The organism is Bradyrhizobium sp. USDA 4451, from assembly GCF_054822585.1.
This window is the reverse complement of sequence record NZ_JBTRCH010000001.1, coordinates 4,040,245-4,053,156: the sequence shown is the minus strand read 5'-3', so window position 1 is coordinate 4,053,156 and position 12,912 is coordinate 4,040,245. Positions and strand designations below refer to the sequence as shown.

At 65.6% G+C, this 12,912-nt stretch carries 11 protein-coding genes and 1 pseudogene; 10 read left to right on the top strand and 2 right to left on the bottom strand.

From position 1 onward, the window contains the following. Positions 1 to 335 precede the first annotated feature (335 nt). The 9 genes and pseudogenes from ACVMB0_RS18750 (at position 336) to ACVMB0_RS18710 (ending at position 10,541) form a co-directional block, all read left to right on the top strand. Positions 336 to 1,097, top strand: coding sequence for a crotonase/enoyl-CoA hydratase family protein (locus tag ACVMB0_RS18750; protein WP_456756597.1), 762 nt, complete (start codon positions 336 to 338; stop codon positions 1,095 to 1,097). Between the two features lie 61 nt (positions 1,098 to 1,158). Continuing rightward, positions 1,159 to 2,832 carry a bifunctional metallophosphatase/5'-nucleotidase gene (locus ACVMB0_RS18745; protein WP_461347241.1) on the top strand — a complete coding sequence of 558 codons (1,674 nt, stop codon included), beginning with the start codon at positions 1,159 to 1,161 and terminating at the stop codon, positions 2,830 to 2,832. A gap of 367 nt (positions 2,833 to 3,199) precedes the next feature. After that, on the top strand, positions 3,200 to 4,126 hold the full coding sequence (locus ACVMB0_RS18740; protein ID WP_456756189.1) for a histone deacetylase family protein: 927 nt from the start codon (positions 3,200 to 3,202) through the stop codon (positions 4,124 to 4,126). A gap of 128 nt (positions 4,127 to 4,254) precedes the next feature. Further along, complete coding sequence (locus ACVMB0_RS18735) at positions 4,255 to 4,506, top strand: exodeoxyribonuclease VII small subunit (RefSeq protein ID WP_028334494.1); 252 nt, start codon at positions 4,255 to 4,257, stop codon at positions 4,504 to 4,506. Between the two features lie 552 nt (positions 4,507 to 5,058). Next, a complete protein-coding gene (gene dxs, locus ACVMB0_RS18730; RefSeq protein WP_456756190.1) occupies positions 5,059 to 6,987 on the top strand; it encodes a 1-deoxy-D-xylulose-5-phosphate synthase in 1,929 nt (642 codons plus the stop codon). Positions 6,988 to 7,083: 96 nt separating this feature from the next. Further along, complete coding sequence (locus ACVMB0_RS18725) at positions 7,084 to 7,647, top strand: nucleoside 2-deoxyribosyltransferase (RefSeq protein WP_461347240.1); 564 nt, start codon at positions 7,084 to 7,086, stop codon at positions 7,645 to 7,647. 10 nt (positions 7,648 to 7,657) lie between these two features. Then, complete coding sequence (locus ACVMB0_RS18720; protein WP_461347239.1) at positions 7,658 to 8,419, top strand: TlyA family RNA methyltransferase; 762 nt, start codon at positions 7,658 to 7,660, stop codon at positions 8,417 to 8,419. Beyond that, positions 8,412 to 9,654 (top strand): annotated as a pseudogene (locus ACVMB0_RS18715) (class I SAM-dependent RNA methyltransferase). Before ACVMB0_RS18720 ends, ACVMB0_RS18715 begins: the two are co-directional and overlap by 8 nt. Positions 9,655 to 9,707: 53 nt before the next feature. Further along, a complete protein-coding gene (locus ACVMB0_RS18710; protein ID WP_461347238.1) occupies positions 9,708 to 10,541 on the top strand; it encodes a nucleotidyltransferase domain-containing protein in 834 nt (277 codons plus the stop codon). 100 nt (positions 10,542 to 10,641) lie between these two features. Here the strand turns inward: ACVMB0_RS18710 and ACVMB0_RS18705 are convergent, their stop codons facing one another. Next, positions 10,642 to 11,490 (bottom strand): DUF1194 domain-containing protein, encoded by an 849-nt coding sequence (locus ACVMB0_RS18705; protein WP_212017953.1) that lies wholly within the window; start codon positions 11,488 to 11,490, stop codon positions 10,642 to 10,644. A 228-nt stretch (positions 11,491 to 11,718) separates the two neighbouring features. Between ACVMB0_RS18705 and clpS the strand changes: the two genes are divergently transcribed. After that, on the top strand, positions 11,719 to 12,024 hold the full coding sequence (gene clpS / locus ACVMB0_RS18700) for an ATP-dependent Clp protease adapter ClpS (protein WP_021076758.1): 306 nt from the start codon (positions 11,719 to 11,721) through the stop codon (positions 12,022 to 12,024). Positions 12,025 to 12,030: 6 nt separating this feature from the next. Here the strand turns inward: clpS and ACVMB0_RS18695 are convergent, their stop codons facing one another. Then, positions 12,031 to 12,909, bottom strand: a complete 879-nt coding sequence (locus ACVMB0_RS18695; RefSeq protein ID WP_461347237.1) for a DMT family transporter — start codon at positions 12,907 to 12,909, stop codon at positions 12,031 to 12,033. Between the last annotated feature and the right edge of the window lie 3 nt (positions 12,910 to 12,912).

Sequence of the window (12,912 nt, the reverse complement as noted above, 5' to 3'; positions counted from 1 at the left end):
AACCACCGGGTCGGCTCCGGCTGGACTTGAGGGGAATGCTGCGGGCAGCGGAATGTTTCTCGCCCGAACTTAAACTCGTCGAGAGCGCGGTACGCCGCCGCAGGCCGGCCGCCACTGCGCCATTATGGCGCGGCCCCTCGGCCTCACCGCGCGAAACCGGCCTACGACCAACGTCTCCCGCCGCAGGCGCGGAAATCCGGTTAACTGCATTGCGCCGTTCTCATGCTCGCCTACCGGGAAAAGCGGCCTGGAGCCCTTGGGGCTTGCACCGGATCATGTAGGATAGCGGCATGCTTCCGCCCGGCGACGACGCCGGCCGACCCTGGGACCGCTTGATGACCGCGCATGTCATAGTGACCGACGAAGCCGCCACACGCGTGATCCGGCTGCGCAGGCCCGAGAAGAAGAACGCGATCACCCAGGAGATGTTTCGCGCGATCAGCGATGCGGTCGACAAGGCGCAGAACAATCCGAAGATCCGCTGCCTGATCATCACCGGCGGCTCCGGCGTGTTCACTGCGGGCAACGACATCGAGGATTTGCTCGCGCAGGGCACCTCGACCGGCGACACGCCGCCCGCCTCGGACCTGGTCAAGTTCCTGTATTCGCTGGCCCACAATGTGAAGCCGATCATCGCCGCCGTCGACGGCGTCGCGATGGGCATCGGCACCACCATGTTGTTTCACTGCGACTACGTGCTGGCGAGCAAGACCGCGCTGTTCTCGACGCCGTTCTCCAATTTCGGGCTGGTGCCGGAAGGCGCTTCCAGCCTGTTGATGCCCCGGATGATGGGCCACCAGCGGGCGTTTGCGATGCTGGTGATGGGCCGCACCATGTCGGCCGACGACGCCCGCGTCGCCGGCTTCGTCAACACAGTGGTGGCGCCGGGACATGCCGAGGTCGAGGCGCACAAGGTGGCGCGCGAGATCTGCGCGCTGCCGGCCGAGGCGGTGGCGACCTCGCGGCGCCTGATCCGGCTGCCGCCGGAGGACGTCACCCGCCGCATCGAGCAGGAGAACCATTTGTTCAGCGAGCGGATGCGCTCCAACGAGGCGATCGCCGCCTTCAAGGCGTTCATGGCGCGCGCGAAGGATTGAAACGAAGCGTCGCAAAATTGTAGTGGCGTCGCGCCATGATCGTGTGCTCCATGGACAGGTCATGAGACAGCCCCGCCTCACGCCCCTCGCCGCGTTCTTCGCGCTTGGCCTCGCCGCAGCAAGTCCCTGCCTGGCGCAGGGCGCAGCGCCGGTCGACTTGCGCGTTCTCGCGATCAACGACTTCCACGGCTACCTGCGGCCGCCGCCGGGCGGCATCCGCATCACCGATCCCGCCGACGCGACCAAGAAGATCATGGTGCCCGCCGGCGGTTCCGAGCGGATGGCGACCGTCGTCAAGCAGTTGCGCGACGGACACAAGAACAACATCTTCGTCGCCGCCGGCGACCTGATCGGCGCGAGCCCGTTCTTGTCGGCGATGTTTCATGACGAGCCGACCATCGAGTCGCTCTCGATGATGGGGCTTGCGATCTCCTCGGTCGGCAATCACGAATTCGACGAGGGCAAGGACGAGTTGCTGCGGATGCAGAATGGCGGCTGTCACCCGGTCGACCAGTGCCGGGGCCCGCATCCCTTCCTAGGGGCCAAATTCCATTATCTGGCGGCGAGCACCTTCGACAAGAGCACCGGCAAGACGGTTTTTCCGCCCTACGAGATCAAGGAATTCGACGGCATTCCGGTGGCCTTCATCGGGCTGACGCTGAAGAACACCCCGAACCTGGTGTCACCGGCCGGCGTCGCCAGCCTCGACTTCCACGACGAGGCCGACACCGTCAATGCGCTGGTCCCTGAGCTGAAGGCCAAGGGCGTCGAGGCCATCGTGGTGCTGATCCATGAGGGCGGCTTCCCGACCGGCGACTACAATGAATGCCCAGGGATCTCCGGCCCGATCGTCGACATCGTCAAGAAGTTCGATCGCGCGGTCGACGTCGTGATCTCAGGCCATACCCACCAGGCCTATGTCTGCGAGATCGACGGACGTCTCGTCACATCGGGCGACAAATACGGCACGCTGGTCACCGCATTCGATCTCAAGCTCGATCCGAAGAGCCGTGACGTGATCAGCGCCACGGCCGCCAACACCATCGTGAAAATCGGCGGCACGGCCAAGGATCCGGAGCAGAGCGCGCTCCTGGAATCCTATGACCGGCTGGCCGCGCCGATCGCCAATCGCGCGGCCGGCTCGGTCACGGAAACGCTATCGCGTATGCCCACCGAGACCGGCGAGAGCGTGCTCGGCGATATCGTCGCCGACGCGCAGCTCGCTGCGACCGCTTCGGAGCCGAATGGCGGCGCGGTGATCGCCTTCACCAATCCCGGCGGCGTGCGCACCGACATCGTCAAGCGCGAGGACGGCGCGGTCACCTATGCCGATATCTTCGCCAGCCAGCCGTTCCGCAACCAGCTTGTGACGATGACGCTGACCGGCAAGCAGCTCAAGGACGTGCTGGAGCAGCAATGGGCCGACCCGAAACGGCCGCGCGCCCTGCAGGTCTCGAAGGGCTTTGGCTATGCATGGGATGCGAGCAAGGGCGACGGCGCGCGCATCATCGCCGAGCGGATGTCGCTCGACGGCAAGCCGATCGACCCGGCCCCCGCGAGCTACCGCGTCACCGTGAACAATTATCTCGCCGAAGGCGGCGACGGCTTCACCGTATTCAAGCAAGGAGCAGCGCAGCAGTTCGGCATCTACGACGTCGACGCGCTCTATGCGTACTTCAAGGTCAACAGCCCGGTCGGCCCGGCGGCCGGAAAGCGGATCGAGCGGATCAATTGAGCGGATCAATTGAAAGACGTGCGGGCATGGAACACCCTGCATCCTTCGTCATTGCGAGCCACCCGGTCGGCGCGCGGCGCCGCTGGATGACAGGCTCCGCGAAGCAAATCCATCCATCCGCGCATGCGGCTGCATGGATTGCTTCGTCGCGTAGCTCCTCGCAATGACGTGGAATGAGTTCGGCTTTTGCCTCCACGTTCGGTCGCTGTCCCGAAAAGGTGAGGACCGGCTCAGGGCGGGCCCTTTCCGGAACGCCGCTAACGGCCTAGATTAGGGGTCGTTCGCGCATGATCTTGTCCGGAAAACCGCTGCGCACTTTTCCGGATCATGCGTCCTCGCACGCGCCTCCATTGCGCCGGGAATTTGCATGACACTGCTTCTGACGCACACCGCCTGCCTCAACCATCTCACCCCGCCCGGACATCCCGAACGCCCCGACCGGTTGCGCGCGGTTGCCGAGGTGCTCGGCGAGGACCGCTTCAAGGCGCTGGTGCGCGACCTCGCGCCGGAGGGCGACCTCGACACCGTGCTGCTCTGCCACGGCGAGCATTATGTCGGTGAGCTGCGTCACATCGCGCCGACCTCGGGCATGATCTATATCGACGGCGACACCTCGATGTCGCCGGGCACCTGGGAAGCCGTGATGCGCGGCGTCGGCGGCGCGGTGGCCGCGACCGAAGCGGTGATGGAGGGCAAGCATCAGAACGCCTTCGTCGCGGTGCGCCCGCCGGGACATCATGCCGAGAAGTCGACGCCGATGGGCTTCTGCTTCTTCGACAATGTCGCGATCGCCGCCCGCCACGCGCAGCGCAAATACGGCATCAAGCGCGCCGCGATCGTCGATTTCGACGTCCATCACGGCAACGGCACGCAGGATATCTTCTGGGCCGACCCCACCGTGATGTACTGCTCGACGCACCAGATGCCGTTATTTCCCGGCACCGGCGCTTCGGGCGAGCGCGGCGAGCACGACACCGTCGTCAACGCGCCGCTGGCGCCGGGCGACGGCGGCGCCAAGTTCCGCGCCGCGTTCGAGAACCTGATCCTGCCGCAGCTCGAAAAATTCTCGCCCGAACTTGTCGTGATTTCGGCAGGCTTCGACGCGCATCACCGCGATCCCCTGGCCTCGATCAACCTCACGGCTGAGGATTTCGGCTGGGTCACGCGCAAGCTGATGGATGTTGCCGACAAGAGCGCCGGCGGCCGGGTCGTCTCCGTGCTGGAAGGCGGCTACGACCTCGAGGGCCTGAAAGAGTCGGTGGCATCTCATGTCACCGCATTGATGGGCGCGTAAATACCCGCCACAATACGTCCGCAAAAATTCGATTGATTCTGCGCCGGGGCAAACATGGCCTGCGACGGGTCATGTTTGGACGACAAGATCAGGTTGCGATCTGATCCACGCAATCGGGAACGCAAAGAATGGCCGAAAACACTCAAGCCGACGTCAAGAAGCTGTCCTTCGAACGCGCGATCGAGGAGCTCGAATCGATCGTCAAGCGGCTCGAGGACGGCAAGGTCCCGCTTGAGGAATCGGTTGCGATCTACGAGCGCGGTGAAGCGCTGAAGCGGCGCTGCGAGGAATTGCTGCGCCAGGCCGAAGCCCGCGTCGACAAGATCACCACCGACGCCTCGGGCCAGCCGACCGGCACCGAGCCGCTCGACGTGCAGTAGCGCCGCGGGCGTTTCGCACCTCCGATCGTGCGACACGATGTCCGCCACGGCGGGCGATTGTTGCTGCGTGTTTCCAGCATTCCGTGACGACGCGGAGCTCGCCGCGGCGATCGGGTGCGGCCGCGAATCAGGCCGATCCGGACCGTCCGGTTGCCGCAAAAATGGGCGAAGTGGAACCGGAACCCGGCGCAGGCATTGAAAAGGCTAGGCTTTTCAATGCGGCGCATAGGAACCCTGCACCCCCGATCGGGTTGGCTTTGGCTACAGCTTTGGTGTAATGCTTCCAGTTCTATGGGCATTTGAGGGTGGCCGGCGGCCCGAATTTTTCGGGCGGCATGCATCTCGAATGGTTCGACAAAACTGAACCGGGACGGGTGAAGAGCGACCAAGGTGATGCATATCACGTGGTCCAATCCGGAGTGAATTGAGGCTTACAACCAGGCACGGTCTGCCGGGGCGGCACCCGATGTCTGGCATTCGCTGCGCGATGTGCGCGCCAACCCATCTCGCGTCGGGCGGTTCGTTCCGACAGGCAAAAATTGGAAATTCGCTGTGACCACATTTAGTAAAACGCCGCTTCTTGACACTATTCACACGCCCGATGACCTGCGCAAGCTGAAGGTCGAGCAGGTGCGGCAGGTTGCCGACGAGCTCCGCCAGGAAACCATCGATGCCGTGTCGGTGACCGGCGGCCACTTCGGCGCCGGCCTCGGCGTCGTCGAGCTGACCACCGCCATCCACTACATCTTCGACACCCCGCGCGACCGCCTGATCTGGGACGTCGGCCATCAGGCCTATCCCCACAAGATCCTGACCGGCCGCCGCGACCGCATCCGTACCCTGCGCACCGGCGGCGGCCTCTCCGGCTTCACCAAGCGCACCGAGAGCGACTACGATCCGTTCGGCGCCGCGCACTCCTCCACCTCGATCTCGGCCGGCCTCGGCATGGCCGTGGCGCGCGACCTCTCCGGCGGCAAGAACAACGTTATCGCCGTGATCGGTGACGGCGCGATGTCAGCGGGCATGGCCTATGAGGCCATGAACAATGCCGGCGCGATGAACTCGCGCCTGATCGTGATCCTCAACGACAACGACATGTCGATCGCGCCGCCGGTCGGCGCGATGAGCGCCTATCTGTCGCGCCTCTACTCGGGCAAGACCTACCGCTCGTTGCGCGAGGCCGCCAAGCAGATCAACAAGCGCCTGCCGAAGATCCTCGCCAACCGCGCCAACCGCGTCGAGGAATATTCCCGCGGCTTCATGATGGACGGCGGCACGCTGTTCGAGGAACTCGGCTTCTATTACGTCGGCCCGATCGACGGTCATAACCTCGACCATCTGCTGCCGGTGCTGAAGAACGTCCGCGACATGGAGACCGGGCCGATCCTGGTTCACGTCGTGACCCAGAAGGGCAAGGGCTACGGCCCGGCCGAAGCCTCCGCCGACAAGTACCACGCCGTGGTCAAGTTCGACGTCGCGACCGGCACCCAGGCCAAGGCCAAGCCGAATGCGCCGGCCTACCAGAACGTGTTCGGCCAGAGCCTGGTCAAGGAAGCCCAGAAGGACGACAAGATCGTCGCCATCACCGCGGCGATGCCGTCGGGCACCGGCGTCGACATCTTCAACAAGGCGTTCCCCGACCGCACCTTCGACGTCGGCATCGCCGAGCAGCATGCGGTGACCTTCGCCGCCGGCCTCGCCACCGAGGGCTACAAGCCGTTCTGCGCGATCTACTCGACCTTCCTGCAGCGCGGCTACGACCAGGTGGTCCATGACGTCGCGATCCAGAGCCTGCCGGTCCGCTTCGCGATCGACCGCGCAGGCCTGGTCGGTGCCGACGGCGCGACCCATGCCGGTTCGTTCGACAACGCCTATCTCGGCTGCCTGCCGAACTTCGTGATCATGGCTGCCGCCGACGAGGCCGAGATGGTGCACATGGTGGCGACGCAGGTTGCGATCAACGACCGTCCGAGCGCGCTGCGTTATCCGCGCGGCGAAGGCCGCGGCGTCGAAATGCCGGAAGTCGGCGTTCCCCTGCCGATCGGCAAGGGCCGCATCATCCGCGAGGGCAAGAAGGTCGCGCTGCTGTCGTTCGGCACCCGCCTCGCCGAGTGCGAGAAGGCCGCCGACGAGCTCGCCGCCCACGGCCTCTCCGCCACCATCGCTGACGCGCGCTTCATGAAGCCGCTCGACGAAGAGATGATCATGAAGCTCGCCCGCGACCACGAGATCCTGATCACGATCGAGGAAGGCTCGATCGGCGGCTTCGGCTCGCATGTCATGCAGTTCCTGTCCGACAACGCGATGCTCGACAGCGGCATGCTCAAGTTCCGCTCGATGATCCTGCCCGACGTGTTCCTCGATCACGACACGCCGGCGGCGATGTATGCCCGCGCCGGTCTCGACGCCAAGAGCATCGTTGCCAAGGTGTTCGAAACCCTCGGCAAGGACTACAAGACCGAGACCGTCAAGCTCGCGTAATCGTTCCGGGCGGCCCGAGGATTTCCGGTTCTGATTGAATCAGAACCGGAGCTCTGGCTTCCTGTTTGCACGAAACGCCATAGCACCGGCACGTCCATGAGAATCTATCTGGCAGGTCCTGACGTATTCCTGCCGGATGCCGTGGAGATCGGCCGCCGCAAGGCGGAGGTCTGCGCCTACCACGGGCTGACCGGGCTGTACCCGCTCGACAACAGCATCAATCCGACCGTCGCCGGCGCGTCGCTCAGCATCTTCAAGAGCAACGAGGCGATGATGGAGTCCGCCGACGCCATCATCGCCAATTTGACGCCGTTTCGCGGCCCCAGTGCCGACGCAGGCACCGTCTACGAACTCGGCTACATGGCGGGACGCGGCAAGCTGTGCCTCGCCTATTCGAACGATCCCACGTCCTACGCCAATCGCGTGGCACGGCTGAGCCAGGTGGCGCCGGCATCCGACGGACGCCTGATCGACGCGGAGGGTCTGACCGTGGAAGAGTTTGGCTTGCCGGACAATCTGATGATGATGCACGCGCTCGATCTGCACGGCAGCCCGCTAGTCACCCCGCGCGAGCCGGCGGCCGACCTCTGGCACGACCTCACCTCCTTCGAGGCCTGCGTGCGGCTCGCAGCCGCGCAGCGCCGTCAGGCTGCCAAGTGAGCAAACACACGTGACCAAGGCGGGCGACAACGACAACAACGCCTCCGCCGGCAAGCGCATCGACGTGCTGCTGGTCGAACGCGGCCTGTTCGAGAGCCGGGCCCGGGCGCGCGCCGCGATCGACGCCGGCCTCGTCACCGCCGACGGCAAGCAGATTGCGAAGGCGTCCGAGATCGTCGCGTCCGGCGCCGTACTCACCGCCGAGCCGGCACATCCCTATGTCTCGCGCGGCGGCGTCAAGCTTGCCGGCGCGCTCGAGCACTACCCGATCGACGTCGAGGGCCATGTCTGTCTCGATGTCGGCGCCTCGACCGGCGGCTTCACCGAAGTGCTGCTCGCGAACGGTGCGAGCCTCGTCTTCGCCGTCGATGTCGGGCACGGCCAGCTGCACCCGTCGCTGCAAGGGCATCCGAAGATCGTCTCCATGGAGGAGACCGACATCAGGAATTTCGAGGGCAAGCGCCTGCCGGCGCGGCCCGACGTCGTGGTGATCGACGTCAGCTTCATCTCGCTGAAGCTGGTGCTGCCGGTGGCGCTGTCGCTGGCGGCAGCCCCCATGCATCTGCTGGCGCTGATCAAGCCGCAGTTCGAGGCGGCCCGCAAACACTCCAAGCGCGGCGTCATCCGCAACGCGATGGTGCACCAGCAGATCTGCGACGACATCGCCGCCTTTGCCGCCTCGCAGGGCTGCACCGATATCGAGGTGTTCCCGTCGTCGATCCCAGGCGGCGACGGCAACATCGAATTCTTCCTCGGCGCCCGCCGTGGCTGAGCTTCTCTCCATCGACCATGTCGGCCACCGTGGCGACGGCGTCGCGATCGACGGCGCGCAGTCGATCTTCGTGCCCTACACGCTGGCCGGCGAAACCGTCGAGGTCGAGGACGTCCCCGGCAATCATCCCGACCGGCGGCGGCTGCTGCGGGTCACCCAGCAAAGCCCCGAGCGCATCGCGCCGTTCTGTCCGCATTTCGGTGTCTGCGGCGGCTGTGCGATCCAGCACTGGAGCGAGGCGCCTTACCACGCCTGGAAGCGCAACATTGTCGTGGAAACGCTGGCGCAGGCCAGGATCGACGCCGAGGTCGCGCCGCTGCTCGACGCGCACGGCGCGGGCCGCCGCCGCATCACGCTGCACGGGCGCATGGGCACCCATGAGGTCCTCAAGGTCGGCTTCGCCGCTGCCGGTTCGCACGACATCGTTCCCGTCGACCGCTGCCCGATCCTCGATCCCGCGCTCGACGGCGCGCTCGAGGCGGCCCTGGGCGGTCGCCGAGCCGCTGATCTCGATCGGCAAGCCGCTCGACATCCAGGTGACCGCGACGCTCAACGGCCTCGACATCGACGTGCGCGGCTCAGGCTCGCTGCCGACCAGCCTGATCACCACCTTGTCGCGGGTCGCCGAAAAGCACCGGCTGGCACGGCTGACCCGGCACGGCGAACTGGTGCTGCAGCGCGGCTCGCCCGAGATTGCGATCGGCAAGGCGAAGGTCGTGCTGCCGCCGGGCTCGTTCCTGCAGGCCACCGTCAAGGGCGAGGAGACGCTTGCGGCGCTGGTTCGTGCGCATTGCGGTCGCGCCAAGCACATCGCCGATCTGTTTTGCGGCGTCGGCCCGTTTGCGCTCCGCCTCGCGGAGAAGGCGCGGATCGCGGCGTTCGACAGCGACGCCGGCGCGATCGCGGCGCTGCAGAAGGCCGCGCAGACGACGCCGGGGCTGAAGCCGCTGAAGGCCGAGGCGCGCGACCTGTTCCGCCGCCCCTTGATGCCGCAGGAATTGCGCGACTATGACGCCGTCGTGTTCGATCCGCCGCGTCAGGGCGCGCAGGCGCAGGTCACCCAGCTCGCGGCCAGCAAGGTGCCGGTGGTCGTCGCGGTGTCCTGCAACGCCGCGACCTTTGCGCGCGACGCAAAGATCCTGATCGATGGCGGCTACAAGCTCGCCGATGTCACCCCGGCCGATCAGTTCCGTCACACGCCGCATATCGAGCTGGTGGCACGGTTTGCGCGCTGAGACGACGCTGCGACTATCGCAGCGCGTGGCAGTCTCGTTATAGTCCGCCCTGCATGTCCCACGATCCGCTGCTCGCGCGCATCATTCCCATCCTCGCCGCCGTGCCCGGCGTCACCGCCATTGTGCTCGGCGGCTCGCGGGCGCGCGGCACAGCACATGAAATGTCGGATTACGATCTCGGTATCTACTACCGGGATGACGCCACTCTCGATATCGACCAGCTGCGCGCGGCGGTTGCGGCTCTGGTCGACGATCCCGCTGCTGCGCATGTGACGCCGGTCGGCGAATGGGGACCATGGATCGTCGGCGGCGCCTGGCTTGCGATCGGCGGCCGCAAGGTCGACCTGCTCTACCGCAGCGTCGACCAGGTCACCGCTGTCATCGATGCCTGCCGCGGCGGCGAGATCAGCATGCACTACCAGCCCGGCCATCCGCACGGCTTCTGCTCGGCGATCTGGATGGGCGAGATCGCGCTGTGCCGCGTCCTGCATGATCCCGACGGCCTGATCGCGGCATTGAAGGCGCGGACTGCGCCCTACCCGCCGGCGCTGCGCGATGCTCTCGTGCGGCGTTTCCAATGGGAAATCCTGTTCGCGATCGAGAATGCCGAGCTCGCATTGCCGCGCGGCGACAGCACGCACATCGCCGGCTGCGCCTATCGCGCGCTGGCCTGCATCGCACAGGTGCTGTTTGCGCTGAACGGGCAATATCTGATCAACGAGAAGGGCGCGCTGGCGCAGGCCGCGAATTTTCCGGTGACGGTCCGCGACCTCGCTACGCATGTTGCCGAAGTCTGGCGACGGATCGGAGCCGGCGAGCATACCGGTGCGTTGCAGGTGCTGCGCGAACTTGAAAGCGACGTTTCAAAGATTTGCAGGCTGGGCTAGCAAAGAACTGTAGGATGGGTAGAGCGGAGCGAAACCCATCAATTCTTCTTCGCGGCTAGAATGATGGGTTTCGCTTCGCTCTACCCGTCCTACATCACAGCTACCGCCCCCAGCGATCCTGCCAGATCTTCTCGCCGATCATGCAACTGACCCGCGGCTCCTTCTCGGCGGTCCGCACCACCGGGCGCTCGGGAGTGCGGCCGGCGACCTCGAGCAATAGCTTGGTGCGGATCGCCTCCTTGAATTTCTCGCGATCCTTGATCGTCACCACGAAGGAGCCGGGTCCGCCGATCACGCAATCCTCGTAATAGTAATCCAGATTCTCGATGTCCATCGTCGAGTAGGACGGCTCCTTGACCATGATCGGCAGGCCGTTGATGACGATGCCCTTGTCGAGAGCCGCATCGCGCGCCGGCGTGATCGGTGCGCCGTTGTTGTTGGGTCCGTCGCCGGAAATATCGATCACGCGGCGCAGGCCGCGATGCGGATTCTCGTCGAACATCGGGATCGCGAAATAGATCGCGCCTGATATCGAGGTGCGCGAGGCGCGCCGCACCGGCGTCTTCATGATCTCGGCGGAGACCGCGTCGGCGGATTCAGGACCGTCGATCACCCGCCAGGGGATGATGACCTTCTGGTCGTTGGAGGCGGCCCATTCGAAATAGGTGATCGAGATCTTGCCGTTCGGGCCGGCTTTCAGCGCCTGCAGGAAATCCTTGGAAACGATCGCCTGCGCATAGCCCTCACGCTGGATCGCCAGCTCGTCCATGTCCATCGAATAGGAGACGTCGACCGCGATGATCAGCTCGATGTCGACGCTCGGCGTGGATTCCTTTTCAGCCAGCCGGCCGGTCTGTGGTCCCGGGCCGGGCGCGGCAACACCGGCCACATCGCCGCTGGCCAGCATGCCCGCGACAAGCACCGCTCCGATCGAGACATACCAGCGCATTGCGGCCCTCCCGTCGTGTCGCGTCATGGTGACACGCAAATCAGGCGGCGAAAAGCGCTGATATCATCTGTCCTTCACATTCGAGTTAGGCGCTTGCAGGTTCGACGTGACTTGCCGCGAATGCGGCAGCACGCGCCGTGCCGTTGCCGCAATGACGCCGTGCAATTCGAACGGTTCCAACAGCTGCCGGAAGACGGTAGTCTTACGGGGCAATCGCGAGGGAGTGCGATGCCAGATACTGTCGTCAAGCCGAAAACCCGAACCAAGACCAAGGTCGAGCGGCCACGCCTGCACAAGGTGATCCTGGTCAACGACGACTACACGCCGCGCGAGTTCGTCGTCACCGTGCTGAAGGGTGAATTCCGCATGACCGACGACCAGGCCTACAAGGTGATGCTGACCGCGCATCAGCGCGGCGTCTGCGTGGTCGCGGTGTTCACCAGGGATGTCGCCGAAACCAAGGCGACGCGCGCCACCGACGCCGGCCGCGCCAAGGGCTATCCGCTGCTGTTCACCACCGAGCCGGAAGAGTAGCAGGCATCACCGTCGCGCTGACTCGGCCCGCTGGCTGGCCACGATGTCTGCGACGACGGCCCCCAGCACCATCGCGCCGCCGATGAGCGCGCGCAGCGACGGCACTTCGGCGAACGCCAGCCATACCCAGAACGGCATCAGCGGCGTCTCCAGGGTGGCAATCAGCGACGCCTGCCCGGACGGCAGGAATCTGGAGCCGACGGTAAACAAAGTGAGCCCGAGCCCGACCTGGCACGCTCCGAACATCGCGAGCACGCCGAGATCGGTGCCGCCAACCGCGCCGATGCCCTGCCCGAGCGGCAGACTGGTGACGCTACCGAGAAAGTTCGAGAGCGCCGCGGCAGCGATCATCGGCGTGCCCCGGTGCCGCCGGATCACCACCGTCATCAGCGAAATCGCCAGCACCATCACGCAGGCGAGCCCAATGCCCCTGTAATCCGTAACGCCTGCGGCGCCGCTGACGGTGATGGCGACGCCCGCGAGCGCGACGAGGCTTGCCAGCAATGTGCCGGGCCGCGCCCGCTCGCCGAGCCAGAGTCGGGCGATTGCGGCCGCCGCGAACGGCTGCATCGCGATGAGGATGGCGACATTGGCGACGCTGGTCAGTTGCAGCGCCGGAATGAACGTCACCATGCCGAAGGTCGAGAGACCGGCCACCAGCCATCCGCTCGCCGGCATCGCGACGAGATCGCGCACGCCGCGCCGGCCTTGCGTGGCGAGGAGGAACAGCGCGATCGCGCCGCCGCCGAACAGGCCGCGCCAGAACAGGATGGTCCAGGAATCGAAGTGCAGCAGCCGGGTGAAGAACGGCGCGGTACTCCAGGCCACAGCCGCCGCCACGACCAGCGCAATCCCCTTGCGATGCTGCGCGTTCGTGTCAGCCACGTC